The organism is Flavobacterium limnosediminis JC2902 (assembly GCF_000498535.1).
GTDB classification, from domain to species: domain Bacteria; phylum Bacteroidota; class Bacteroidia; order Flavobacteriales; family Flavobacteriaceae; genus Flavobacterium; species Flavobacterium limnosediminis.
The window spans coordinates 262,834-287,816 of record NZ_AVGG01000001.1; the positions used below are offsets into that span (position 1 = coordinate 262,834).

The 24,983-nt window shown below is 41.3% G+C and carries 25 protein-coding genes; 21 read left to right on the forward strand and 4 right to left on the reverse strand.

Features of this window, described 5'->3' with window-relative positions:
- The first annotated feature begins 183 nt into the window (after nt 1-183).
- The 16 genes from aspS to FLJC2902T_RS01275 all read left to right on the forward strand — a co-directional run bounded on the left by aspS (nt 184) and on the right by FLJC2902T_RS01275 (nt 15,451).
- A complete protein-coding gene (aspS, locus tag FLJC2902T_RS01200; protein ID WP_023577958.1) occupies nt 184-1,935 on the forward strand; it encodes an aspartate--tRNA ligase in 1,752 nt (583 codons plus the stop codon).
- Between the two features lie 171 nt (nt 1,936-2,106).
- Nucleotides 2,107-2,307 (forward strand): cold-shock protein, encoded by a 201-nt coding sequence (locus FLJC2902T_RS01205; RefSeq protein WP_023577959.1) that lies wholly within the window; start codon nt 2,107-2,109, stop codon nt 2,305-2,307.
- 231 nt (nt 2,308-2,538) lie between these two features.
- A complete protein-coding gene (locus tag FLJC2902T_RS01210) occupies nt 2,539-2,904 on the forward strand; it encodes an NADH-quinone oxidoreductase subunit A (protein ID WP_023577960.1) in 366 nt (121 codons plus the stop codon).
- Nucleotides 2,905-2,992: 88 nt separating this feature from the next.
- The gene (locus tag FLJC2902T_RS01215; protein WP_023577961.1) at nt 2,993-3,544 is read left to right on the forward strand and encodes an NADH-quinone oxidoreductase subunit B; all 552 of its coding nucleotides are present in this window, start codon (nt 2,993-2,995) and stop codon (nt 3,542-3,544) included.
- A 2-nt stretch (nt 3,545-3,546) separates the two neighbouring features.
- On the forward strand, nt 3,547-4,068 hold the full coding sequence (locus FLJC2902T_RS01220) for an NADH-quinone oxidoreductase subunit C (RefSeq protein ID WP_023577962.1): 522 nt from the start codon (nt 3,547-3,549) through the stop codon (nt 4,066-4,068).
- A gap of 29 nt (nt 4,069-4,097) precedes the next feature.
- A complete protein-coding gene (locus tag FLJC2902T_RS01225) occupies nt 4,098-5,333 on the forward strand; it encodes an NADH-quinone oxidoreductase subunit D (RefSeq protein ID WP_023577963.1) in 1,236 nt (411 codons plus the stop codon).
- A 5-nt stretch (nt 5,334-5,338) separates the two neighbouring features.
- A complete protein-coding gene (locus tag FLJC2902T_RS01230) occupies nt 5,339-5,869 on the forward strand; it encodes an NADH-quinone oxidoreductase subunit NuoE family protein (protein WP_023577964.1) in 531 nt (176 codons plus the stop codon).
- A 4-nt stretch (nt 5,870-5,873) separates the two neighbouring features.
- Nucleotides 5,874-7,226 carry an NADH-quinone oxidoreductase subunit NuoF gene (nuoF, locus tag FLJC2902T_RS01235; protein ID WP_023577965.1) on the forward strand — a complete coding sequence of 451 codons (1,353 nt, stop codon included), beginning with the start codon at nt 5,874-5,876 and terminating at the stop codon, nt 7,224-7,226.
- A 47-nt stretch (nt 7,227-7,273) separates the two neighbouring features.
- Nucleotides 7,274-8,302, forward strand: a complete 1,029-nt coding sequence (locus tag FLJC2902T_RS01240) for a 2Fe-2S iron-sulfur cluster-binding protein (RefSeq protein WP_023577966.1) — start codon at nt 7,274-7,276, stop codon at nt 8,300-8,302.
- Nucleotides 8,303-8,305: 3 nt separating this feature from the next.
- Nucleotides 8,306-9,346: an NADH-quinone oxidoreductase subunit NuoH gene (gene nuoH, locus FLJC2902T_RS01245; RefSeq protein WP_023577967.1), complete on the forward strand. Its 1,041-nt coding sequence runs from the start codon at nt 8,306-8,308 to the stop codon at nt 9,344-9,346.
- A gap of 3 nt (nt 9,347-9,349) precedes the next feature.
- Complete coding sequence (nuoI, locus tag FLJC2902T_RS01250; RefSeq protein WP_035676624.1) at nt 9,350-9,892, forward strand: NADH-quinone oxidoreductase subunit NuoI; 543 nt, start codon at nt 9,350-9,352, stop codon at nt 9,890-9,892.
- A 2-nt stretch (nt 9,893-9,894) separates the two neighbouring features.
- A complete protein-coding gene (locus FLJC2902T_RS01255) occupies nt 9,895-10,404 on the forward strand; it encodes an NADH-quinone oxidoreductase subunit J family protein (RefSeq protein ID WP_023577969.1) in 510 nt (169 codons plus the stop codon).
- 4 nt (nt 10,405-10,408) lie between these two features.
- Nucleotides 10,409-10,729: an NADH-quinone oxidoreductase subunit NuoK gene (gene nuoK / locus FLJC2902T_RS01260; protein ID WP_023577970.1), complete on the forward strand. Its 321-nt coding sequence runs from the start codon at nt 10,409-10,411 to the stop codon at nt 10,727-10,729.
- A gap of 6 nt (nt 10,730-10,735) precedes the next feature.
- A complete protein-coding gene (gene nuoL / locus FLJC2902T_RS01265) occupies nt 10,736-12,622 on the forward strand; it encodes an NADH-quinone oxidoreductase subunit L (protein WP_023577971.1) in 1,887 nt (628 codons plus the stop codon).
- Nucleotides 12,623-12,634: 12 nt separating this feature from the next.
- On the forward strand, nt 12,635-14,068 hold the full coding sequence (locus tag FLJC2902T_RS01270) for a complex I subunit 4 family protein (RefSeq protein ID WP_023577972.1): 1,434 nt from the start codon (nt 12,635-12,637) through the stop codon (nt 14,066-14,068).
- Nucleotides 14,069-14,083: 15 nt separating this feature from the next.
- Nucleotides 14,084-15,451: an NADH-quinone oxidoreductase subunit N gene (locus FLJC2902T_RS01275; RefSeq protein WP_023577973.1), complete on the forward strand. Its 1,368-nt coding sequence runs from the start codon at nt 14,084-14,086 to the stop codon at nt 15,449-15,451.
- 222 nt (nt 15,452-15,673) lie between these two features.
- Here the strand turns inward: FLJC2902T_RS01275 and recJ are convergent, their stop codons facing one another.
- The 4 genes from recJ to FLJC2902T_RS01295 are packed head-to-tail and all read right to left on the reverse strand — an operon-like array spanning nt 15,674 to nt 19,592.
- Nucleotides 15,674-17,362 (reverse strand): single-stranded-DNA-specific exonuclease RecJ, encoded by a 1,689-nt coding sequence (recJ, locus tag FLJC2902T_RS01280; RefSeq protein WP_023577974.1) that lies wholly within the window; start codon nt 17,360-17,362, stop codon nt 15,674-15,676.
- A gap of 56 nt (nt 17,363-17,418) precedes the next feature.
- Nucleotides 17,419-17,847 (reverse strand): OsmC family protein, encoded by a 429-nt coding sequence (locus FLJC2902T_RS01285; protein WP_023577975.1) that lies wholly within the window; start codon nt 17,845-17,847, stop codon nt 17,419-17,421.
- Nucleotides 17,848-17,879: 32 nt separating this feature from the next.
- Entirely contained in the window at nt 17,880-18,557 is a 678-nt protein-coding gene (gene rsmI, locus FLJC2902T_RS01290; protein ID WP_023577976.1) for a 16S rRNA (cytidine(1402)-2'-O)-methyltransferase, read from the reverse strand.
- Nucleotides 18,558-19,592 (reverse strand): hypothetical protein, encoded by a 1,035-nt coding sequence (locus FLJC2902T_RS01295; RefSeq protein ID WP_023577977.1) that lies wholly within the window; start codon nt 19,590-19,592, stop codon nt 18,558-18,560.
- 196 nt (nt 19,593-19,788) lie between these two features.
- On the opposite strand from FLJC2902T_RS01295, the gene FLJC2902T_RS01300 reads away from it, so the two are divergent.
- The 5 genes from FLJC2902T_RS01300 to FLJC2902T_RS01320 all read left to right on the forward strand — a co-directional run bounded on the left by FLJC2902T_RS01300 (nt 19,789) and on the right by FLJC2902T_RS01320 (nt 24,942).
- The gene (locus FLJC2902T_RS01300) at nt 19,789-20,415 is read left to right on the forward strand and encodes a thymidine kinase (RefSeq protein ID WP_023577978.1); all 627 of its coding nucleotides are present in this window, start codon (nt 19,789-19,791) and stop codon (nt 20,413-20,415) included.
- Between the two features lie 3 nt (nt 20,416-20,418).
- Nucleotides 20,419-22,854: a bifunctional UDP-N-acetylmuramoyl-tripeptide:D-alanyl-D-alanine ligase/alanine racemase gene (locus tag FLJC2902T_RS01305; RefSeq protein ID WP_023577979.1), complete on the forward strand. Its 2,436-nt coding sequence runs from the start codon at nt 20,419-20,421 to the stop codon at nt 22,852-22,854.
- A gap of 84 nt (nt 22,855-22,938) precedes the next feature.
- Nucleotides 22,939-23,364, forward strand: a complete 426-nt coding sequence (gene mscL, locus FLJC2902T_RS01310; protein ID WP_023577980.1) for a large conductance mechanosensitive channel protein MscL — start codon at nt 22,939-22,941, stop codon at nt 23,362-23,364.
- Between the two features lie 155 nt (nt 23,365-23,519).
- Complete coding sequence (locus FLJC2902T_RS01315; RefSeq protein ID WP_023577981.1) at nt 23,520-24,509, forward strand: aspartate-semialdehyde dehydrogenase; 990 nt, start codon at nt 23,520-23,522, stop codon at nt 24,507-24,509.
- Nucleotides 24,510-24,591: 82 nt separating this feature from the next.
- Entirely contained in the window at nt 24,592-24,942 is a 351-nt protein-coding gene (locus FLJC2902T_RS01320; RefSeq protein WP_023577982.1) for a hypothetical protein, read from the forward strand.
- Nucleotides 24,943-24,983 lie beyond the last annotated feature (41 nt).

Below are 24,983 nucleotides of genomic sequence, written 5' to 3' on the forward strand. Positions count from 1 at the left end.
AATCACTATCGAAGTTACGACATATTTCACATTAAAGAAACTTTTAGATAACAATTTGATAACACTGAGGTAAAACTTAACATGACAAAGTAAAATCCTACAGGATTAAAAATATTTCCAATAATAAAAAGCTAAGTTTCAAAGTCAAAAAATAAACTTAAATTTGCAGCAAATTTTATAAAAATGTACAGAAGTCATAACTGCGGAGCATTAAACGCTTCCAATATCAATACAGAAGTAACCCTTGCGGGCTGGGTGCAAAAATCGAGAGACAAAGGATTCATGATTTGGGTTGACCTTCGCGACCGTTACGGCATCACACAATTAATTTTCGACGAAAGCCGTACTGATAAAACCGTTTTCGAACTAGCCAAAACATTGGGTCGTGAATTCGTAATTCAGGTAAAAGGAAACGTTATCGAACGTGAATCGAAAAACCCGAACATGCCTACCGGTGATATTGAAATCCTGGTGACAGAACTTACCGTTTTAAACGAAGCGATTACCCCTCCTTTCACTATCGAAGACGAAACCGATGGCGGTGAAGACATTCGTATGAAATACCGTTATTTAGACATCCGAAGAAATCCGGTTAAAAACAGTTTGTTGTTCCGTCATAAAGTAGCACAGGAAGTTCGTAATTATCTTTCGGCTCAGGATTTTTGTGAAGTGGAAACCCCCTATTTAATCAAATCCACGCCGGAAGGAGCGCGTGATTTCGTAGTGCCGTCGCGTATGAATCCGGGACAATTTTACGCATTGCCGCAATCCCCTCAAACCTTCAAACAATTATTGATGGTGGGTGGCATGGATAAATATTTTCAGATTGTAAAATGTTTCCGTGATGAGGACTTACGTGCCGACCGTCAGCCGGAATTCACTCAAATCGACTGCGAAATGGCATTTGTGGAGCAGGAAGACATCCTGGACACTTTTGAAGGACTGACAAGACATTTATTAAAAGAAATAAAAGGCATCGAAGTAGATAAATTCCCGAGAATGACCTACGATCATGCCATGAAAACTTACGGTAACGACAAACCGGATATCCGTTTCGGAATGGAGTTTGGCGAATTGAACGCGGTAGCACAACATAAGGATTTCGGCGTATTCAATTCGGCAGAATTAGTAGTCGGAATCGCTGTTCCGGGTGGGGCTTCATACACAAGAAAAGAAATAGATGCCTTGATTGATTGGGTAAAACGTCCTCAGGTTGGTGCTTCCGGAATGGTGTATTGTAAATATGAAGCCGATGGAAGTTTAAAATCATCGGTGGATAAATTCTACGATCAGGACGATTTAAAAAAATGGGCAGAAGCTACCGGAGCAAAACAAGGCGATATCCTTTTCGTATTGTCCGGACCAGCAAACAAAACCAGAACGCAGTTGAGTGCACTACGCATGGAAGTGGCTACACGCTTAGGATTGCGCAAACCGGACGAATTCGCGCCACTTTGGGTTGTCGATTTCCCGTTATTGGAATTCGATGAAGAAAGCGGACGTTATCACGCGATGCACCACCCGTTCACATCCCCTAAACCGGAAGACATGCACTTACTGGCAACTGATCCAGGAAAAGTTCGCGCCAATGCTTATGATATGGTATTGAACGGAAACGAAATCGGCGGAGGATCTATTCGTATTCACGATAAAGAGACACAACAACTGATGTTCAAACACTTAGGTTTCACCGAAGAAGAAGCTAAAAACCAGTTCGGTTTCCTTATGGACGCCTTCCAGTTCGGCGCACCGCCACACGGAGGTTTAGCGTTTGGTCTGGACCGATTGGTGGCTATTTTAGGCGGACAGGAAACCATCAGAGACTTCATTGCCTTCCCTAAAAACAACTCAGGAAGAGACGTTATGATTGATGCACCCTCCCTTATTGACGACAAACAATTGGATGAGCTATCCATTAAACTCAACTTAAAATAATATTCAGAAAGTGGCCATAGGCCGCTTTTTTTTAATTATTTAATATTTAATTAACTTTTCTTTAATGTTTTCAATAGTTAAACACTTTTTTTAAAAAATTTTTATCAAAAACTTGTTTGCTTTAGAAAAAAGTTTATCTTTGAAATATTATTAATTATTTTATATTACAGAATGCGAACAGGAAAAGTAAAATTCTTTATTGAATCTAAAGGATACGGATTCATTACAGACGACGAAACAGGTAACGACATCTTCGTTCACGCAACAGGTTTACAAGTTGAAGCCTTAAGCGAAGGAACAAGAGTATCTTACGTTGAAGAAGAAGGAAGAAAAGGTAAAGTAGCTGCTGAAGTAGCTGTTATCGAAGACTAATATATATTATTTTTTGATTACCTAATGAAGGTCTGACCGCTCCAATTGGAGCGGTTTTTTTTATTCAGAAATTTCACAAAACCCCACACAACGTCAAGTTAATTATTTGTAATTAGTCTAAATATGTTTTACATTTATAACAGATATAACACCAAAATCATTAAAAATTACGTTGCGATTAAAGTTTAGGAATGTATATTTGTGAATTCTTTCATAAAAAGAGCTTAAGTCATGCAAACAAACCAAATCGATTACATTCCTATTGCAATGCAATTACTTTTGGCTGTGGGATTTGTGGTAACAACCATCATAATTTCCGGCTTTTTAGGACCGAAAAGACATTCCAAGAACAAGGATAAAAACTTTGAGTGCGGTATCGAGTCTGTAGGTAATGCCCGTATCCCTTTCTCGGTAAAATATTTCCTGGTTGCCATTCTTTTCGTTCTTTTCGATGTAGAGGTAATTTTCATGTACCCTTGGGCAGTAAACTTCAGAGCTATGGGCTGGGAAGGATTAGCCAAAATGGGCATCTTTATGAGTCTTCTTGTAATTGGTTTCTACTATGTGATCAAGAAGAAAGGTTTAGAATGGGAATAAGACTTTTATTCTAAATGATGGGTTTTGAATTACAAACCTCTGCGTTTTTTAATTCATCATTCAAAATTTAAAATTTAAAATATTAAAAATGAGCGATTCATCAAAATATAACACGGTAGCGGCTCCCGAAGGTTTTTCAGGAGAAGGTTTTTTTGCTACCAAACTGAGCGATGTGGTAGGACTTGCCAGAGCCAATTCACTTTGGCCATTACCCTTTGCCACTTCTTGCTGCGGAATTGAATTCATGGCCACAATGGCTTCCCACTATGACGTAGCGCGTTTCGGATCGGAGCGTATGAGTTTCTCTCCTCGTCAGGCCGATATGCTGCTGGTTATGGGAACCATTGCCAAAAAAATGGCACCAATTTTACGTGAAGTATACGAACAGATGTCAGAACCGAAATGGGTCATCGCCGTAGGAGCCTGTGCTTGTTCCGGTGGTGTTTTCGACACGTATTCCGTACTTCAGGGTGTTGACAAGGTAATTCCGGTGGACGTTTACGTTCCGGGTTGCCCGCCAAGACCGGAGCAAATCCTTGACGGTATCATGAAATTACAGGAAATTGTAAAAAATGAATCCGTAAGAAGAAGAAGCTCCGACGAATACAACGATTTATTAGGTTCTTATAACATCAAATAGCAATGGCTTTAGAAACCTCAGTAATACAGAATAAACTTATTGAAAACTTCGGATTAAAAGTATCCGATTTTGTTCAGATTCACGACATTTTCACTTTCGAAGTAACACCCGAATCCATCGTAGAAGTAATGCAATTCCTAAAAGATGACGCTACACTTCGTTTCAACTTCCTAACCGACGTTTGCGGCGTACACTATCCGGATTACGAAGTGAACCGTCAGTTTGCTGTGGTATACCACATGCACAATTGGGTTGACAATGTTCGTATCCGAATCAAATGTTATCTAAACGCTGAAAATCCGGAAATCGATACGGTATCCAATTTATTCCTGAGCGCCAACTGGCAGGAAAGAGAAACCTATGACTTCTACGGCATCATTTTCAAAGGACATCCGCAATTAAAACGTATTTTAAACATGGATGAAATGACTTCTTTCCCGATGCGTAAAGAATTCCCATTGGAAGATGGCGGAAGAACGGACAAAGACGACCGCTTCTTCGGAAGAACAACACAAAACTGTTAATAGAACCCTGAAATACTTTTACAGAACAAATGTCAGACCTATTATTACCACCGGAAAAACGTTACGCGAACATCATCAATCAAAGAAGAAATGAAGATGGAAGCGAACTTTCTATACTGAATTTAGGCCCTACGCACCCTGCCACTCACGGAATTTTCCAAAACATTCTTTTAATGGATGGGGAACGGATCGTGGACGGTGAAGGAACTGTGGGCTACATCCACAGAGCTTTCGAAAAAATTTCCGAAAACCGACCATTTTACCAGATTACCGTATTAACCGACCGTATGAACTATTGTTCGGCGCCGATTAACAATATGGGCTGGTGGATGACCTTGGAAAAAGCCTTAGGCGTCGAAGTGCCGAAACGTGTACAATACATGCGCGTTATCGTAATGGAGTTGGCACGTATTGCCGATCACATTATCTGTAATTCGGTTTTAGGTGTGGATACCGGAGCACTGACAGGATTCTTATACGTATTCCAGTTCCGTGAAAAAATCTACGAAATCTACGAAGAAATCTGTGGTGCCCGTTTGACAACCAATATGGGACGTATCGGCGGATTCGAAAGAGACTGGAGTCCTGCTGTTTGGTCAAAACTGGATAAATTCTTAGAAGAGTTTCCTCCTATCTGGACAGAATTCGAAAACCTACTGACCCGTAACCGTATCTTCATGGACCGTACCATTAATGTTGGAGCGATTTCAGCAGATAAAGCTATCAGTTACGGATTTACAGGTCCAAACCTTCGTGCTGCCGGTGTGGATTATGACGTTCGTGTAATGCAACCGTATTCTTCGTATGAAGATTTCGACTTTAACATTCCGGTTGGAAAATCGGGAGATACTTACGATCGTTTCTGCGTTCGTAACCAAGAAGTTTGGGAAAGTTTAAGCATCATCAAACAGGCTTTGGCTAAAATGCCGGAAGGTCCTTACCACGCTGATGTTCCAGATTATTACCTTCCTCCAAAAGAAGATGTGTACACTACAATGGAATCATTGATTTATCACTTTAAAATTGTGATGGGCGAAGTTCCCGTGCCACTAACCGAAGTATACCATCCGGTAGAAGGCGGTAACGGAGAATTAGGTTTCTACTTAATTACCGACGGAAGCCGTACACCATACAGACTACATTTCAGAAGACCTTGTTTTATATATTATCAGGCATTTAACGAGATGGTTAAAGGACAAATGCTTTCCGATGCAATTGCCACCCTTTCCAGTTTGAACGTAATTGCCGGTGAATTAGACGCATAATGATTATGGAAAAATATACCTACAAACAAGAAATAAACATTACACCGGAGCTGATGACCCGAATCAACGAGTTGATCAGTCATTATCCGGAAGACAAACGAAAATCGGCTTTACTACCGGTATTGCATGAAGTACAGGATGCACATGACAACTGGTTAAGCTATGAGTTACAAGAAAAAGTTGCCGAAATTTTAAACATACAACCGGTGGAGGTTTTTGAAGTGGTTACCTTTTACACCATGTTCAACCAAAAACCAATCGGGAAATACATGTTCGAATTCTGCAGAACGTCTTGCTGTATGATTCGCGGTGCCGAAGACATGATGGATTATACCTGTCAGAAACTGGGCATCAAAGAAGGCGAAACGACTGTTGACGGAATGTTTACAGTAGTAGGCGTAGAATGTTTGGGAGCTTGCGGTTATGCACCAATGATGCAGCTGGGTGATTTCTACAAAGAACACCTGACCAAGGAAAAGATAGACGAAATTATTACCGATTGTAAAGCCGGTAAAATAACTTTACACGACAAATAATACCATGGGAACAAAGATATTATTAGACAAGATAAATATTCCGGGGATCAAAACCTATGAAGTCTATCGCGCTAACGGTGGCTATGCTTCTGTGGAGAAAGCATTGAAAACATTAACTCCGGACGAAGTTACCGAGGAAGTAAAAACATCAGGCCTTCGCGGTCGTGGTGGTGCCGGTTTCCCGATGGGACTGAAGTGGAGTTTTATTGATAAAAAATCAGGTAAACCGAGACATTTGGTTTGCAACGCCGACGAATCCGAGCCGGGAACGTTCAAGGATCGCTATTTAATGGAATACATTCCGCATTTATTAATCGAAGGAATGATTACGTCAAGTTATGCCTTGGGCGCTAATTTGTCGTACATCTACATTCGAGGGGAATACATGTGGGTTTATAAAATCCTTGAAAGAGCTATCAAAGAAGCGTACGCTGCGGGTTGGTTAGGAAAAAATATTTTAGGAACCGATTTCTCCCTTGATTTACACGTGCACTGTGGTGCCGGAGCGTACATCTGCGGTGAGGAAACGGCCTTAATCGAATCACTGGAAGGAAAAAGAGGAAACCCAAGAATCAAACCACCCTTCCCGGCGGTTAGTGGTTTATGGGCAAACCCAACGGTGGTTAACAACGTGGAATCGATTTCAGCAGTGCCTTGGATCGTAATGAATTCGGGCGAAGAATATGCGAAAATCGGAATTGGACGTTCTACCGGAACCAAATTGATTTCAGCATCAGGACACATCAAAAATCCTGGGGTTTACGAAATCGAATTGGGATTATCCGTAGAAGAATTCATGAATTCTGACGAGTATTTGGGCGGAATGATGAACGAAAGACCTTTGAAAGCTTTAGTGCCCGGAGGTTCATCAGTACCTATTTTACCGGCAAATCTGATCTACAAAACGGCTGCCGGAGAAGACCGTTTAATGACATACGAATCGTTAAGCGACGGTGGTTTTGCAACCGGATCCATGTTGGGTTCAGGAGGTTTCATCGTATACAACGACACGGCTTGTATCGTTAGAAACACGTGGAATTTCTCCCGTTTCTACCACCACGAATCGTGCGGTCAATGTACACCATGTCGTGAAGGAACAGGCTGGTTGGAAAAAGTGTTACACCGAATCGAGCACGGTCACGGAAGAATGGAAGACATCGATTTGCTTTGGGACATTCAGAGTAAAATTGAAGGAAACACAATCTGTCCGTTAGGAGATGCGGCTTCATGGCCGGTAGCAGCAGCTATCCGTCATTTCAGGGAAGAATTTGAATACCATATCCGTTTCCCGGAAAGAATAAAAAACAGAGATCACTTTGTGAATGAACCTTTTGAAAAAGTAAGAAACTTAGTTTAAAGTTATACGTTGAGGCCCCAAAGTCTTCAACAACAAACAAAATAGTTATGAAAGTTACTATAGACGGTCACGAAATAGAAGTAGAACCAGGAACCACCATCCTGCAGGCTGCAAGAATGATTGGAGGCGACTTAGTCCCACCGGCAATGTGCTACTACTCGAAATTAAAAGGCAGTGGCGGAAAATGCCGTTGTTGCTTAGTGGAAGTATCCAAAGGCAGCGAAGCCGATCCAAGACCCATGCCGAAATTAATGGCGTCTTGTGTTACCGGCTGTATGGACGGTATGGAAGTAAACAGCACAGCATCACCAAGAGTAGAAGAAGCAAGAAAATCGGTTACCGAATTTTTGTTAATCAACCACCCGTTGGATTGCCCGGTTTGTGACCAGGCCGGAGAGTGTGATTTGCAGAATTTGAGCTTCCAACACGGAAAATCACAAACGCGTTTTATAGAAGAGAAAAGAACTTTTGAACCGGAAGACATCGGTGATAAAATTCAGTTACACATGAACCGTTGCATCTTATGCCAACGTTGCGTGCAGGTTGCCGATCAATTAACTGACGGGCGTGTACACGGTGTAATGAACCGAGGCGATCATGCACAGATTTCAACGTGCATTTCAACAGCCATCGACAATGAATTCTCCGGAAACATGATAGACGTTTGTCCGGTTGGTGCTTTGACTGATAAAACGTTCCGTTTCAAATCGAGAGTTTGGTTCAACAAACCGTACAACGCACACAGAAACTGCGACAAATGCTGCGGAAAAACAACAGTTTGGATGTTCGGTGACGAAATCCAACGTGTAACAGCCCGTAAAGACGAATATCACGAAGTGGAAGACTTCATCTGTAACACGTGTCGTTTCGACAAAAAAGACGTGAAAGACTGGGTAATCGAAGGACCTCGTAAATTCGAGAAATTCTCGGTTATCAACAGAAATAAATATGCTTTAAACGCTCCGAAAGTAGTTATTGAAACCGAGAAATTTATCTTGGAAGGACGTGAGCAGGATCAGAAGAAAATCAGTATGGTTGAAGTTCCTTTAAAAACTAACGGTAATTCTAAATCTTAAGACATGGAGAGTACAGTTATCATAGAAAAAGGAATTTTCATTGTTGCAATTTTTGCCATCACAATGATCATGGCGATGTATTCCACATGGGCGGAACGTAAAGTGGCTGCTTGGCTTCAGGATCGTATCGGTCCGAACAGAGCGGGACCTCTTGGATTACTTCAACCACTTGCTGATGGTTTAAAATTATTCTCCAAAGAAGAATTCATCCCCGATACCCGAAATAAATTTTTATTCCTTGCCGGTCCCGCCATCTCAATGAGTGTGGCATTAATGACCAGTGCGGTTATTCCGTGGGGAGACAAATTACATATTGCCGGAAGAGACGTTATCCTTCAGGCAACCGATATTGACGTAGCCTTACTATACATCTTCGGAGTATTGTCCGTAGGAGTTTACGGAATCATGATCGGAGGTTGGGCTTCTAACAATAAATTCTCATTAATGAGTGCCATGCGTGCCGGTTCCCAGATGATTTCGTATGAAGTTGCGATGGGTCTTGCAGTTATCGCTTTGGTAATGATGTCGGGAACGTTGAGCTTACGAGAAATCGCCGCACAACAATCCGGAATGAACTGGAATGTGTTCTACCAACCGGTGGGATTCATTATCTTCTTAGTATGTTCCTTTGCGGAAACCAACAGAACACCTTTCGATTTAGCGGAATGTGAGGCCGAACTTATCGGTGGATACCACACCGAATATTCTTCCATGAAAATGGGATTCTATTTGTTCGCCGAATATGCATCCATGTTTATTTCTTCAACAATTTTAGCCGTTTTATATTTTGGGGCTTACAATTATCCCGGAATAGAATGGGCTGTTGAAAACTGGGGCGTAAACATTGCCAACAGTATTGGAATGGTGGTTTTATTTGTGAAAATCTGTTTCTTCATCTTCTTCTACATGTGGGTAAGATGGACGATCCCGAGATTCCGTTATGACCAATTGATGAATTTAGGATGGAAAATGCTGATTCCGATTGCCATTGCCAACATAGTTATCACCGGAATAGTAATTTTACTGGCCGATAAATTTTTATAAGAAATGTCACTAGATACAATTTCATTATCAGGAAAAAAAATGGAGGTTTCCAACAAAAAGATGTCTTTTTGGGAAAGCCTTTATTTAGTAGCGATAGTTAAAGGATTATTGATTACGATTCGTCACTTATTCACACGAAAAGTAACCATTAAATATCCGGAACAAAGACGCGAATTGAGCCCGGTGTACCGTGGACAGCATATGCTGAAACGCGACGATCAGGGAAGAGAAAACTGTACAGCCTGCGGACTTTGTGCTGTGGCCTGTCCGGCGGAAGCCATCACCATGAAAGCAGCCGAAAGAAAACCGGGAGAAGAGCATCTGTACCGCGAGGAAAAATATGCCGAAATCTACGAAATCAACATGTTGCGTTGTATTTTCTGCGGATTATGCGAAGAAGCGTGTCCGAAAGACGCCATCTACTTAACGGAAACAAAAGTAATGGTAGCTTCGGCAAGCAAACGTGAAGACTTCATTTACGGTAAAGATAAATTGGTAATGCCTTTGGAAATGGCGCTGCGTAACAGCAAAAACAAAGTAAGTTAATCATGGCAGAAATTCTATTTTATATCTTAGCGTCAGTTACTTTGGGAACCGCTTTGTTAACAATTTTAAGCAGAAACCCCATCCACAGTGCCATATATTTGGTAATCTGTTTCTTTTCGATTGCAGGACATTATTTATTATTAAACGCGCAGTTTTTAGCAATCGTACATATCATCGTTTATTCCGGAGCCATCATGATTCTGATGTTGTTCACCATCATGTTGATGAACCTCAATAAGGAAGACGAATCTCACAAATCCATTGCCTCTCAAATTGCTGCTACTATCGCATTCTGTTTGGTAGGAATCGTTTTATTAGCCGGATTACTGAGAACAAAACCAGTGGTGGAAAGTTATTTCCAATCGGGTGAAGACTTCCAATCTATTAAAAAATTGGGAGAGGTATTATTGGGCGAATACATGGTACCGTTTGAATTTGCTTCCGTTTTATTATTGGTAGCGATGATCGGAGCAGTATTAATTTCGAAAAAAGACAAACAAAAAGAAGCATAATTATATGGAAACTATTTTAAAGGTAATTGGAGTAGAAACCTACTTATACTTATCGGCTTTATTGTTCAGTATTGGAGTATTCGGAATTCTTTTACGAAGAAACGCCATCATCATGTTCATGTCGATTGAAATCATGCTGAACGCCGTAAACCTGATGCTGGTAGCATTTTCTACCTTCCACCAGGATGCTTCGGGGCAGGTTTTCGTATTTTTCTCAATGGCAGTAGCCGCTGCGGAAGTTGCCGTAGGTTTAGCGATTCTGGTTTCTATTTTCAGAAATCACGGATCGATTGATATTGACAAATTAAAAAACTTAAAAGGATAACCCCTAATGGAGACAGGATTAGTTTTACTCTTATTATTGGCCCCGTTCGTAGGGTTTCTAACGAATATATTTTTAGGAAAACAGCTTGGTAAAAACGCTTCCGGATACTTAGGAAGTTTAGCGGTAATTGTCTCTTTCGTAGTGACAACCGTGTTCTTTTTACAGGTAAGCGAAACCAAACAACCAATCACGGTTCATTTGTTCGATTGGATTGCATTGGATAAATTCAGCGTTAATTTTGACATTTTATTGGATCAATTGTCGTTGTTATGGCTGATGTTCGTAACGGGAATCGGTTCGTTGATTCATATCTACTCGATCAGCTACATGCATGACGACATCAACATGCACAAGTTCTTCGGATACCTGAATCTGTTCATCTTCTTCATGATTACCTTAGTGGTTGGAAGTAACTTATTAATCATGTTTATCGGATGGGAAGGTGTTGGATTGTGTTCGTACCTGTTAATCGGGTTCTGGTATAAAAATCAGGATTATAACGATGCAGCGAAGAAAGCATTCATCATGAACCGTATCGGGGATTTAGGATTCCTTATCGGTATTTTCATCATCGGTTACGTATTCAACACGTTGGATTTCATGACCATCAAACAGGAAATTATGGCCGGTCATGCAACCGCTAATTTAGCATGGTTGGGAATTGCCACAATGTGTTTGTTCATCGGTGCTTGTGGTAAATCAGCACAAATCCCATTATACACCTGGTTACCGGACGCGATGGCGGGACCTACACCGGTTTCAGCTTTAATCCACGCAGCGACGATGGTAACGGCGGGCATCTTCATGATTACACGTTTGAATTTCCTTTTCGATTTAACTCCGGATGTACAAACCGTTATTGCGACAGTTGGGGTAGCTACGTCATTATTGGCAGCTTCCATCGGCTTAATGCAAAACGATATTAAAAAAGTATTGGCGTATTCTACGGTTTCCCAATTGGGATTAATGTTCCTGGCTTTGGGTCTTGGCGCGTATGAAGTTGCCGTTTTCCACGTAATCACACACGCTTTCTTTAAAGCTTGTTTATTCCTTGGATCAGGTTCTGTAATTCACGCTTTGCACGGTGAGCAGGATATGCGAAGAATGGGTGGTTTGAAAGGTGTAATGAAAATTACGTTCATCACGTTCCTTATCGCGACTTTAGCTATTTCAGGAATCCCTCCGTTTGCCGGTTTCTTCTCTAAAGACGAAATCCTAATGGTGGCTTTCCATAAAGATAAAACACTTTGGGTACTTGCGGCAATCGCTTCGATCATGACGGCGTTCTACATGTTCCGTTTGTTATACCTGACATTCTTCAAAGAGTTCAGAGGAACAGAAGAACAGAAACACCACTTACATGAAAGTCCGGCGTTAATCACTTTCCCGTTGATTGTTTTGGGAATCCTTTCTGCTGTTGGAGGCGCTTTAAGCTTACCGGGTAACAGTTGGTTAAACAACTACTTACAGCCGATTTTCGCTCACAAAACCCATGCGGAACATCATTTGGATAATACTGCATACATGCTAATGGGCCTTGCAGTTGTCGGTGCCTTAGTGGGTATTGCAATCGCCTATTCGAAATACATCAAAAAAGGAGAAGTTCCTGCCGAAGACGATCAAATTACCGGTTTTGCAAACGTGGTATACCAAAAATACCATGTGGACGAAAGCTATATGAGAATCTTTGTAAAACCGATCTATTTCATCGCGAAGTTTTCCCGTGATTATATCGAAACAGGTCTTTCCAATGTGGTTTTCGGTTTCGGAAATGTGGCTGCAGAACTGTCTCTACAAGGTAAAAAACTGCAAAACGGAAACATCGGTTTCTACTTGTTTGCCTTCGTATTCGGACTGTGTTCGGTAGTGTTTTATTTATTCTTCTTACGATAATCTATACATATAATGGACGTAACTATAGTACTTATTCTATTATTAATCGGAGCCTTAGCAACTTATTTCTCCGGAAATGCGTTGGCTTCCAAAGTAGCCCTGTTTTTCAGTGTGGCAGCTTTAGGTGCTTCTCTTCTTATTTTAAATCAGTTCAATCAGGGTATTGACTGCGGATTTTCTGCGGTTTGGATGAAAAACCCTAACATTTTATTTTCCCTTAAAGTAGACGGATTGTCGTTGGCGATGGTGCTTTTAACCACCATGTTAATCCCGTTAATCATTTTGTCTTCTTTCGGAAACAATTTCACTAATTCTAAGAATTTTTACGCTTTAGTATTGTTAATGGCGTTTGCGATGGTAGGAACCTTCCTGGCGTCTGACGGATTCTTATACTACATTTTCTGGGAAGTATCGTTAATCCCGATCTATTTCATCGCCCTTATTTGGGGTAACGATGATATGGCAGAACGCAGAAAAGCCGTTATCAAATTCTTTATTTACACGTTTGTTGGTTCGTTATTCATGTTGGCTGCCTTCATTTATATGTACCAAAAAGCGGGAAGTTTCCAATTAGATAAATTGTACGCTTTAGAATTATCGTCTAAAGAAGAATTCTGGATTTTCATGGCCTTCTTTATGGCGTATGCGATTAAAATTCCACTTATCCCTTTCCATACCTGGCAGGCAGCCGTATACCAAAAAGCACCGACTGTCGGAACCATGCTTTTATCCGGTATCATGCTGAAAATGGGATTATACTCGGTAATCCGTTGGCAATTGCCAATCGCACCTAATGCAGCAAAAGAATTACAATACACCATCATCGGATTAAGTATTGCCGGTGTGATTTACGGATCAATCGTAGCACTGAAACAAAGAGACTTGAAGAGATTATTGGCGTATTCGTCATTGGCCCACGTTGGCTTAATCGCTGCGGGTTGCTATACCTTAACAGTTGACGGTTTACGCGGGGCTGTTTTACAGATGATTGCGCACGGATTCGTAATCGTAGGCTTGTTCTTCGCAGCCGAAATCATTTACAGACGTTACGAAACAAGAACCATCAACGACATGGGTGGTATTCGTCAGCAGACTCCGAAATTCGCATCGATGTTCATGATCTTGGTATTGGCTTCCGTAGCCTTGCCGGGAACTTTCAACTTCATTGGTGAGTTTACCGTATTATACAGTTTGTTCACCAAAAATATTGCTTTCGCTGTTTTGGGCGGAACCACAATTATTTTAGGAGCGTTCTATATGTTGAGAATGTTCCAACACGTAATGCTGGGCAAAACCAATGCAAAAACCTTTGCGGATGTCAACCTGAGCGAAGGTATCGTAATGGTGGTAATTATCGGTTTCTTATTATTCTTCGGATTGTTCCCGAAACCAATTATCGAATTGATTACGCCAAGTATCCAAGAGATTTTAGTACACATAAAATAAATTTAGTCAAAGAGAATGAATACTTTAATAGCAATTGCAGTATTGGGCGTTATTTGCCTTTTAGCTGAAATTTTCAACTTAAGAAAAGCCATTGTTCCTGTAACTATTGTTGGGTTATTGGCCATTTTAGGTATGACGATGACTGAATTTGGTACAACCGGAAGTTACTACAACAACATGATTGTAGTGAATAATTTTACGGTAGCCTTTTCAAGTTTATTTATTGTGCTAACGATATTTTTAGTGACACTGAGCCATAATTTTTATCAGGAGCAGGCAACTAAAATTTCCGATTTTGTATCTATCAAATTATTCCTGTTAGCCGGAGCGGTTTCCATGGTTTCTTTCGGAAACTTAGCCATGTTCTTCCTTGGAATCGAAGTGCTTTCCATTTCCTTATACATTTTAGCCGGAAGTGACCGTTTGAATATGAAAAGTAACGAAGCCGGTATGAAATATTTCCTTATGGGATCTTTCGCATCGGGGATTATCCTTTTCGGAATCGCATTGATTTACGGTGCCGTAGGTTCATTCGACATGGACATGATTACTCTGGCATCAAATTCGGCAAGAACAGAAGAATGGTTCTACATCGGTGTATCTATGATTACCGTGGGAATGTTATTCAAAATTGCCACAGTTCCGTTTCATTTCTGGGCTCCGGATGTTTACGAAGGGGCTCCTGCGTTGACCACGGCTACGATGAGTACTTTGGCAAAAGTTACCGCCATGGCAACATTCTTCAAACTGAACATGGCAATGAACGGTAATATGAAATTCGAATACGAATTAGTGATCGTAATCGTTTCCATCGCATCCATGACTGTGGGTAACATTATGGCATTGCGTCAGAACAACATCAAAAGAATGTTGGCTTTTTCGGGTATTTCCCACGCCGGATTTATGATAATGGCCTTACTGAATTTAGAAAATGCAACCGGAAGTTTGTTCTACTACACTGTAGCTTACGGCACGGCAGGTATCGCAGCCTTCACGGTAATTTTATACGCTTGCAAAGGAAAAAATAACGAAGAACTTGAAAATTTTAACGGGTTAGGAAAAAGAAGTCCACTTATGGCGATGATCCTTACCGCCGCTTTATTATCAATGGCCGGTATTCCGATTTTCTCCGGATTCTTCGCTAAATTCTTCATACTGAATAACACCCTTCAGGCAGGTTGGTTAATCTTAGTGATTGCAGGGGTTATCAACTCCATGATTGCAGTGTACTACTATTTCAGAGTAATCAGTGCGATGTACACCAAAGAAGCTAACGAAGAAGCACAAAAAGTGCCTTTCGAATTCTATATCGTAGCCGTAGTCGCTATGGGATTGAATATCGCTATTGGTTTGTTCCCATCGGTTTTGATGGATTTGTTCTAAAATAAAATTTTCAAAATATCCAAAGGCTGTTCTTTTTGAGCAGCCTTTTTTCATTTTCTCCGTCCTGCTTTGCTATATTTATGCAAAGTCGATTGCAATAATTTTCATTCCTTCTCAGACTGCGTCTTTCAATCGCAATTTGCTGACATACCCACAAAAGTTATCGAAACCAATCACTTGCCGATTTACGGGATTGTAACTTTTGCCGTAAAAACTATTTAACTACTGAATATCACGAAGACGAAGTTGTAGTGTAACATTACCGTTCCATTCGTTTTCCTCCACTGAAAATACCGCATCAAATGGTTTTTGGTTATCTGCAAGTTCTTTTTTATTTCCCAAACCAAAACCAATAGCGCCAAAAGAAGCCGAATTATTTTGCTTGACATATAATTTCAGATGTTCCTCTCCCACACCGATTTTCTTTCCATAACCGGTATCTTTCAGATTTTTGGCAAGGAAAACCGGCGTCATGTTTTGTGGCCCGAAAGGTTCGAATTGCTTTAAAATCCGGAAGAATTTCGAATTTATATCCAATAACTGAACCTCAGCGTCAATCGAAATCTCGGGCGTTAATAAATCGGGATGAATGGTATCCGAAACTACGCTTTCGAAGGCGTTTTTGAATTTTTCGTAATTCTCTTCCTTGAGTGTCATTCCGGCGGCATACATGTGTCCGCCAAACTGTTCCAAATGTTCCGAACAGGCTTCCAATGCATTGTAAACATCAAAATCTTTTACCGAACGTGCCGAGGCCGCCAATTTATCGCCGCTTTTGGTAAAAACAAGCGTCGGACGGTAATAGGTCTCCGTCAGTCTTGAAGCGACGATTCCGATTACGCCTTTGTGCCAGTCTTCCTGATATACCACGGTCGTGAATCGGTTTTCTTCATTATTTTCTATGATTTGCTGCAAAGCCTCCACCGTAATCTGTTTGTCCAGATCTTTACGGTCGGAATTGAAGAGTTCAATCTGAGATGCGAATTCCTCGGCCTGCTCCAAATTGAATTCGGTTAACAATTCCACCGCATAATTTCCGTGCTTGATTCTGCCTGCTGCGTTGATACGCGGAGCGATGACAAAAACCACATCGGTTATGGTAAGCACGTTTCGTTTTAAATTCTGGATCAGCGCTTTGATTCCCGGACGCGGATTCGAATTAATCACTTCCAATCCGAATTTCGCCAGCACACGGTTTTCTCCAGTAATCGGAACAATATCTGCTGCAATGGCCGTGGCCACCAGATCCAGATACGGAACCAAATCGTCGATTGTCTGGTTTCTGTTTTGCGCTAAGGCCTGAATCAGTTTGAATCCGACACCGCAACCGCACAATTCATCATAAGGATAAGAGCAGTCACTACGCTTCGGATCCAAAACAGCCACCGCATCGGGCAGATTGTCTCCGGGACGGTGGTGATCGCAAATGATAAAATCGATGTTTTTCGCTTTCGCGTAAGCAATATGGTCTATGGATTTGATACCACAGTCTAAGGCAATAATCAGTGAAAATCCGTTGTCGTCGGCAAAGTCTATGCCTTTATAGGAAATTCCGTAACCCTCGTCATAACGGTCGGGAATATACGTGGCTACATTCGGATAAAAACTTCGGAGATACGATGACATCAGGGAAACTGCGGTCGTTCCGTCTACATCATAATCCCCGAAAATCAGAATATTTTCTTCATTGGCAATTGCCGTTTCAATACGTTCGACCGCTTTATCCATATCTTTCATCAGATAAGGATCGTGCAAATCGGTCAGACTCGGACGGAAAAACTGTCGGGCCTGTTCGTAAGTTTCGATGCCGCGTTGCACAAGAAGTTTGGCAATAAGCGGCTCAACATTTAACTCGGATTGTAATCGAGCGGTCTTTTCCGAATCGGGAGAAGGTTTTAGTGTCCAGCGCATAGTCAGAGATTTTGGATTATAAAAAATTAAAAAAATGGCTTATATATAAATTGAAACTATTTTGTATGATGATAGTGGATGTTGGTTTCTACTTTTGAAAACTGACGGAACATTACCATCACGCCGCAATATTTATCTACGGATAGATTTACCGCTCTTTCAAGTTTCTTTTCGTCAAGGTTTTTTCCGTAAAAATGGTAATCCACGCGTACGGTATGATAGGTTTTCGGATGTTCTTCGGTTAAGTCTCCTTCAGTGTCGATTCTGAAATCCTCCACATCCAGTTTCATTTTCTCAATCAGGGAAGCTACATCCAATCCGGTACAGCCCGCCAAAGACGACAACATCATGGCTTTCGGCCGAAGTCCGCTTCCTTCGCCTCCGTTATCCGGTCCGGAATCCATCGTAATGATATCGCCACTTGGATTATCCGATTCAAATTTCATTTTTCCTTTCCAGGAAGTTATTACTTTATGTGTATCCATGTAAATTTGGAATTTAGAATTTAGAAAAGATTTTATTTAACAGATTTCCCGCCCACAATCACCACTATTTCCCCTTTCGGTGGTTTGGCTTCGAAGTGCTTCAGGACTTCTTCCGCTGTACCGCGAACGGTTTCCTCGTGTAATTTTGATAATTCCCTTGATACTGAAACTTGTCTGTCGGCACCGAAATACTGAATAAATTCCGCTAAGGTTTTGACTAATTTGTGTGGTGAAACGTATAAAATCATCGTTCGGGTTTCATCGGCTAAAGCCAAATAACGCGTCTGACGTCCTTTTTTATCCGGTAAAAAACCTTCGAAAACAAACTTATCATTCGGCAAACCGCTGTTCACCAAAGCTGGTACGAAAGCGGTGGCTCCGGGCAGACATTCCACTTCCACGCCGTTTTCCACGCAGGCTCTTGTCAGCAAGAATCCGGGATCGGAAATGGCTGGGGTTCCCGCATCGGAAATCAAAGCGATATTTTCACCGGTTTGCAAACGTTTCACGATGTTCTCCACCGTTTTGTGTTCGTTGTGCATGTGATGGCTCTGCATGTGCGTGGCAATCTCGAAATGCTTGAGCAGTTTTCCACTGTTTCGGGTGTCTTCAGCCAAAATCAGGTCGACTTCCTTCAGGACTTTTATCGCTCGAAAAGTCATGTCGTCAAGATTCCCGATAGGCGTCGGCACTAAATACAACTTTCCCATTTAGGCGAATTTTTTCTCTACCAATTCCATAAAACGCGAACTGTATTCGTCTTTCCCTGCCCAGTCGTTGTAATCCGGTTTTACCAGATCGTCTATAAAACTTTTGGCTTCCTCCAACGTATTGAAGGTATTTAACTGTGACAAAACGCGGTTTAAATCTTCACCACTTCCGCCAAAAAGATGCTTTTCGAAAGCAATGCGATCGTTAAGGCTAAGGGTAATTGTTTTGTTGAATTTATCGTTCAGCGACAAAGCTTTGTATTCGGCTTTCTCGGCTTCGATCTCCTTTCGGATGGTTTCCAAAGGACGTCTGGCCGGACTTTCGTCAACCAAAACCTCTTTTTTTACCGGCGCCTCCAAAACTTCGGCCACTTTTTCGAAAGTGCTCTCTGTGGCCATTTCCACTTCCTTCGGAACGTCATTTACCTTAACAAACTCGGGTTCTGTATAGGTATTCCCCAATAAATCATCAAACGTGATTTGTTTCGGTTCGGCTTTTTTCTCTTCTTTCACTTCTGCCAGAACTTCTTCTGCTACTGGCTCAAAAAGAAGCGTTTCAGGTTCTTCTTTCGGTTCTTCTGCAACTGCAACAGGAGTTTCTTCTTCCGTAAGTTCTTCTTCCTCTTCTATTACGGGTTCTTCTTCGGCTTCAGCCACAACTTCCTCCTCATCCATTTCATCCTCATCAATGGTGATTTGCCCGATGACTATTTTTTCCTCTTCCGCCGGAATTTCGTCAACAACTTCAGCAACAGCTACAACTTCTTCAGCGGTTTCTTCCGTTTTCACTTCAGCCTTTACCTCCGGAACTACCTCAACTTTCGCTTCATACGCCTGCTCCATTTTTTCCTCCAATGCTTCTTGTGTCAGCGTAGGTTTCAGTGCTGCGATGTTTTCTTCATAAAAGCGAAGAATCGATAATTTTTCATATAATTTCTGAGCTTCCTGATGCAACTGAACCACATCCTCCCTGTTCTTCATTTTCAGGATTCGGTGTGCGATACTGATTAATTCGGCTTCTAATTTTTTCTTCATAACTTTTGAATTTATATGGAGTAAAGCAATTCTTTTTTGATATTTTTTCTCTAACGTTTATTTTGCCGCAGGAAAGAAAGAACCTTTGATAATTTTTTCTACTTTTGAAACAATCTAAAAATAGAAAAAATTATGTCGGTTTGTTTCAGTTACAAATCTAAACAGAAATTTTTCTGTTACGTCTGAAAATTACAAAATGTTTCTCGAAAATACAGTAAATCATAAAGAACAATTCGGGTGGATTGAAGTCATCTGCGGCTCGATGTTTTCGGGAAAAACCGAAGAACTGATCCGTCGTCTGAAAAGAGCGCAATTTGCAAAACAAAGGGTGGAAATTTTCAAACCCACGATCGATACGCGCTATCATGACGAAATGGTGGTTTCTCATGATTCCAACGAAATCCGTTCCACTCCCGTTCCTGCCGCTGCCAACATCCGCATTCTAGCCGATGGTTGTGACGTAATCGGTATTGACGAGGCTCAGTTTTTTGACGATGAGATTGTAACCGTTTGCAATGATCTGGCCAATTCCGGAGTTCGCGTAATCGTAGCCGGTTTGGACATGGATTTTAAAGGCAACCCGTTCGGACCCATGCCAGCCCTTATGGCTACGGCCGAATATGTAACCAAAGTACACGCCGTATGTACCCGCACCGGAAACTTAGCCCACTTCAGTTTCAGGAAAGCCAATAACGACAAATTAGTAATGTTAGGCGAAACCGAAGAATACGAACCGTTAAGCCGCGCCGCTTATTTCAATGCGATGAGAGAAGCGCACGAAAACGAAGTAAAAGATTCTGACAAATTAAAAAAGCAAGAATAAATTTTGAGTTTATCCCTTCACAATATCGTCCCGGTCATTCACGCCAAATGGTTAGGGGTTGACGAAGCCTGCCTGATTGACAACGTTTCCATCGACAGCCGTTCGTTACAAAATAACAATACCACCCTGTTTTTTGCGCTGATAGGACACAATCACGACGGCCATCAGTACATTCCGGAGCTGATTGATTCCGGCGTTCAGCATTTTGTGGTGAGTCATATACCCGAAAAACTGGCCCACAAAGCCAATTTTCTTGCGGTGCAAAATACGCTCGAAGCCTTACAGCAATTTGCCGCTTTTTACCGAAAACAATTCGATTTTCCGATTATCGGAATCACGGGCAGCAACGGAAAAACCATCGTAAAAGAATGGCTGAATTTCCTGTTGAGTCCCGAATACAACGTCATCCGAAGTCCGAAAAGTTATAACTCACAGGTTGGGGTTCCGCTTTCGGTTATCGGGATTAACGAACGACACAACTTCGGCATTTTCGAAGCCGGTATTTCCCTGGTGGGCGAAATGGAAAAACTGGAGAAAATCATTCAGCCTACACTTGGGGTGCTGACCAACATCGGCTCGGCTCATAACGAAGGTTTTGCATCCGAAGAGGAAAAAATCACTGAAAAACTCAAACTATTTCAACATGCCGAAGTTGTAATTCTGCAGAAAAACGAAAAAATAGAGACGCTTTTACCTACTCCCGTTAAGACGTTTACCTGGAGTTATGAGGATACTTCTGCCGATGTTTTAATTTCGAAAAAAGGAAGTTCAACCCTGGAAATTAAACAGAAAGACAACCATTTTTCGGTGGAAATCCCGTTTCACGACAAAGCCTCCGAAGAAAACGCTATTACCTGTCTGATGGTTTTGCTGCATTTCGGCTACGACCAAAAAACGATACAGGAACGCATCGCCAATCTGTATCCGGTGGAAATGCGTTTGCAGGTGAAAAATGGCATCAACAACTGCACGATTATTGACGACAGTTACAGCTCCGATTACCAGTCACTGAAAATTGCACTGGATTTTCTGGAGCAACACAAAACACATAAAAAGAAAACGGTCATCCTTTCCGATATTTTTCAGAGCGGATTTCCCGTTGAAGAATTGTATGCGAAAGTATTCCGATTACTGACACACAATAAAATAGATACCGTAATAGGGATTGGTGAAGGTATCGGAGCACATTTAAAAGACTATCCAAATTTCATTTCGTTTGCCACAACGCACGATTTTTTATCGCAGTTCAACAGTTCCCATTTCTCTAACGAAACGATTTTGATTAAAGGTGCGCGCAGTTTTCAGTTTGAGGAAATCGTGGTGGTACTAGAGGAGAAAACCCATGAAACCGTTTTAGAAATCAATCTGAATGCCATCAGTCACAATCTGAATTATTACAAATCGAAGCTAAAACCCACCACTAAAATGATGGCAATGGTGAAAGCGTTCGGTTACGGTAGTGGTAGTTTTGAAATTGCGAAATTATTGGCACATCACAAGGTGGATTATTTGGGTGTGGCTTTCGCCGATGAAGGCATTGCGCTCCGAAACGCCGGAATCACCATTCCGATTATCGTGATGAATCCCGAAAACACGGCTTTTTCCGCCATGGTAGCCTACAATCTGGAACCGGAAATCTATTCGGCTTCCGTTTTAAGAAAATTCATCTTTCTGGCGCAACAGAAAAACTTATCCGATTATCCGATTCATTTGAAACTCGACACCGGCATGCATCGTCTGGGTTTTGAAGAAAAAGATTTGGACGAACTTATTGGCTTGTTAAGAAACAACAATCTGATTTCTGTAAAAAGTATTTTCTCGCATTTTTCAGCAAGTGATGAATTACAGTATAAAGATTTTACCTTGTTTCAAATACGCACATTTGATTCGATGTCACAAAAAATAATGTCGGAATTAAGCATAAGGCCAATTCGTCATATTTTGAACACTTCCGGAATTTATAATTTTTCGGAATATCAATTTGACATGGTGCGCTTGGGCATTGGATTGTATGGCGTTGGCAACGATCCGGAAGAAATGAAACACTTGGAAAATATCGGCACACTAAAGACCATTATTCTTCAGATAAAAGATGTTGCCGTAGGAGAAAGTGTTGGCTACAGCAGGAAATTCATGGCTACGAAACCTACCCGAACCGCCACAATCCCTATTGGTTATGCAGACGGCATTCCGAGAAGTTGGGGCAACGAAAGAGGCTACGTGGTAATCAACCAGCAGAAAGCCCGTATTGTCGGCAACATTTGCATGGACATGTTAATGATTGATGTGACCGACATTGACTGCCGGGAAGGCGACACCGTGATTGTCTTCGGAAAATCGCCCCGTGTTACCGAATTGGCAGCAGTTGTGGGTACGATTCCGTATGAGATCTTAACCAGCATTTCGCATCGGGTGAAACGTGTTTTTTATAAGGAATAAAGTATTTTTCTGATTCAGATATTAAAATGTAATCTAAATTTCACTAATTTAGTCACAATCGCATTTTAACTAAAATCATATTCTATGGGATTTATTTCGGAATTTAAAGAGTTTGCCATGAAAGGCAACCTGGTTGACATGGCAATCGCATTTGTTATGGGAGGCGCTTTTGGTAAAGTGGTAACCGCGTTCGTTGAAAAAATGTTTGCACCGATTGTCGGAATCATAATGGGAGGCATTGACCTCAACGATCAGAAAATTGTCATTAAGGATGGGGTCGCCGAAATCAAAGATGCCGCGGGAACGGTTATCACTCCGGCCGTTGCGGAAGTAGCCATTCAATGGGGAGCTTTCATTACCGCCTTAATCGATTTTATTATCGTTGCTTTCGTTATGTTTTTGATTATCAAAGCAATAAACCACATGAAAAAACCAGCTCCGGCGCCGGCGCCAACAGGCCCTACTCAGGAAGAATTATTAGGAGAAATCCGCGATTTACTGAAAAAATAATCCGCTACATTTACATATTCTAACCTAAACCGTCTTAACCGACGGTTTTTTTATTTGAAAAAAAATTCTTGTGATATTTTTTCCTTATCACTTTTTAACATCTTTATTTTCTACTTTTGCACTTTGTAATAACACACTAAAAATCAATACGTAAAATGAAAGTAGCTGTTGTAGGTGCCACCGGAATGGTGGGCGAAGTAATGCTTCAGGTTTTAGCGGAAAGAAACTTCCCGATCACCGAATTAATTCCTGTAGCCTCAGAAAGATCTGTTGGAAAAGAAATTGAATTCAAGGGAAAGAAGTATAAGGTGGTGGGTATGCAAACTGCAGTTGACATGAAAGCAGATATTGCACTTTTCTCTGCTGGTGGTGAGACTTCACTTACTTGGGCTCCAAAATTTGCCGAAGCAGGCACAACGGTTATCGATAATTCTTCGGCTTGGAGAATGGATCCGACTAAAAAACTGGTTGTTCCGGAAATCAATGCTTCTGAATTAACGAAAGAAGATAAAATTATCGCGAATCCAAACTGTTCTACCATTCAGATGGTTATGGCCTTGGCTCCGCTACACAAAAAATATAACATCAAACGCGTTATCGTTTCTACCTACCAATCCATTACCGGAACGGGTGTAAAAGCGGTACAGCAATTGGAAAACGAATATGCCGGAACCAAGGGGGAAATGGCGTACAAATATCAAATTCACCGTAACGCGATTCCACAGTGCGACGTTTTTGAAGACAACGGATACACTAAAGAAGAAATGAAACTGACGCGTGAAACCAAAAAAATCATCGGTGATGACAGCATTAATGTTACCGCTACAGCCGTTAGAATTCCGGTAGTGGGTGGGCACAGTGAAGCAGTTAACATCGAATTTTCCAATGATTTCGATATTAACGAAGTGCGCTCTATCTTACACAATACGCCAGGAATTACGGTTCAGGACAACAACGACACCTATACTTATCCAATGCCGTTGTATGCACAAGGAAAAGACGATGTTTTTGTAGGTAGAATTCGTCGTGACGAAAGTCAGGCAAACTCCTTAAACATGTGGATTGTTGCAGACAACTTACGAAAAGGCGCAGCAACAAATACAATTCAAATTGCCGAATACTTAGTGGAAAACAAACTGGTTTAATTCTGGTTCAAAATCATACTGAAATCCGTTTAGCGTAAAAGTTAAACGGATTTTTCTTTTGTGTTTCTTATCTTTGTGCGGAATGAATAAGAAACTGCAACATTTCAGCCTTTCTTTACTGATTGCATTATTGTTCGCAATATTGTTTCAATCAGCGCATTCCTACGAGCATTTGGCAAAGCAGTTCACCGAAGAACACTGCGACCACAAATACAACTCATCCAAAACCGAATTCTCACACAGTCATCACGAATTTGACGATTGTTTTACCTGTGAGTTTTCCATCAGCAATTACATTCCGACTCAACTTTTCTCTTTCGACTTTATAAAAATTGTTGAAACCGAAAGCCGTCCTTTTGCAATTTCTGAAAAACCCATTGTCTTTTCGGGCAGTTTCATTCCGCTTCGGGGACCTCCTTGTTTTATTGGATAATTAATTTTTCGTCGAAACTATTCGGCACAAATTCTTATACA

Bases quoted from the DNA above. Each gene is read 5' to 3' on its own strand.
- aspS (WP_023577958.1), top strand. From the start codon at position 184: ATGTACAGAAGTCATAACTGCGGAGCATTAAACGCTTCCAATATCAAT.
- FLJC2902T_RS01205 (WP_023577959.1), top strand. From the start codon at position 2,107: ATGCGAACAGGAAAAGTAAAATTCTTTATTGAATCTAAAGGATACGGA.
- FLJC2902T_RS01210 (WP_023577960.1), top strand. From the start codon at position 2,539: ATGCAAACAAACCAAATCGATTACATTCCTATTGCAATGCAATTACTT.
- FLJC2902T_RS01215 (WP_023577961.1), top strand. From the start codon at position 2,993: ATGAGCGATTCATCAAAATATAACACGGTAGCGGCTCCCGAAGGTTTT.
- FLJC2902T_RS01220 (WP_023577962.1), top strand. From the start codon at position 3,547: ATGGCTTTAGAAACCTCAGTAATACAGAATAAACTTATTGAAAACTTC.
- FLJC2902T_RS01225 (WP_023577963.1), top strand. From the start codon at position 4,098: ATGTCAGACCTATTATTACCACCGGAAAAACGTTACGCGAACATCATC.
- FLJC2902T_RS01230 (WP_023577964.1), top strand. From the start codon at position 5,339: ATGGAAAAATATACCTACAAACAAGAAATAAACATTACACCGGAGCTG.
- nuoF (WP_023577965.1), top strand. From the start codon at position 5,874: ATGGGAACAAAGATATTATTAGACAAGATAAATATTCCGGGGATCAAA.
- FLJC2902T_RS01240 (WP_023577966.1), top strand. From the start codon at position 7,274: ATGAAAGTTACTATAGACGGTCACGAAATAGAAGTAGAACCAGGAACC.
- nuoH (WP_023577967.1), top strand. From the start codon at position 8,306: ATGGAGAGTACAGTTATCATAGAAAAAGGAATTTTCATTGTTGCAATT.
- nuoI (WP_035676624.1), top strand. From the start codon at position 9,350: ATGTCACTAGATACAATTTCATTATCAGGAAAAAAAATGGAGGTTTCC.
- FLJC2902T_RS01255 (WP_023577969.1), top strand. From the start codon at position 9,895: ATGGCAGAAATTCTATTTTATATCTTAGCGTCAGTTACTTTGGGAACC.
- nuoK (WP_023577970.1), top strand. From the start codon at position 10,409: ATGGAAACTATTTTAAAGGTAATTGGAGTAGAAACCTACTTATACTTA.
- nuoL (WP_023577971.1), top strand. From the start codon at position 10,736: ATGGAGACAGGATTAGTTTTACTCTTATTATTGGCCCCGTTCGTAGGG.
- FLJC2902T_RS01270 (WP_023577972.1), top strand. From the start codon at position 12,635: ATGGACGTAACTATAGTACTTATTCTATTATTAATCGGAGCCTTAGCA.
- FLJC2902T_RS01275 (WP_023577973.1), top strand. From the start codon at position 14,084: ATGAATACTTTAATAGCAATTGCAGTATTGGGCGTTATTTGCCTTTTA.
- recJ (WP_023577974.1), bottom strand. From the start codon at position 17,362: ATGCGCTGGACACTAAAACCTTCTCCCGATTCGGAAAAGACCGCTCGA.
- FLJC2902T_RS01285 (WP_023577975.1), bottom strand. From the start codon at position 17,847: ATGGATACACATAAAGTAATAACTTCCTGGAAAGGAAAAATGAAATTT.
- rsmI (WP_023577976.1), bottom strand. From the start codon at position 18,557: ATGGGAAAGTTGTATTTAGTGCCGACGCCTATCGGGAATCTTGACGAC.
- FLJC2902T_RS01295 (WP_023577977.1), bottom strand. From the start codon at position 19,592: ATGAAGAAAAAATTAGAAGCCGAATTAATCAGTATCGCACACCGAATC.
- FLJC2902T_RS01300 (WP_023577978.1), top strand. From the start codon at position 19,789: ATGTTTCTCGAAAATACAGTAAATCATAAAGAACAATTCGGGTGGATT.
- mscL (WP_023577980.1), top strand. From the start codon at position 22,939: ATGGGATTTATTTCGGAATTTAAAGAGTTTGCCATGAAAGGCAACCTG.
- FLJC2902T_RS01315 (WP_023577981.1), top strand. From the start codon at position 23,520: ATGAAAGTAGCTGTTGTAGGTGCCACCGGAATGGTGGGCGAAGTAATG.
- FLJC2902T_RS01320 (WP_023577982.1), top strand. From the start codon at position 24,592: ATGAATAAGAAACTGCAACATTTCAGCCTTTCTTTACTGATTGCATTA.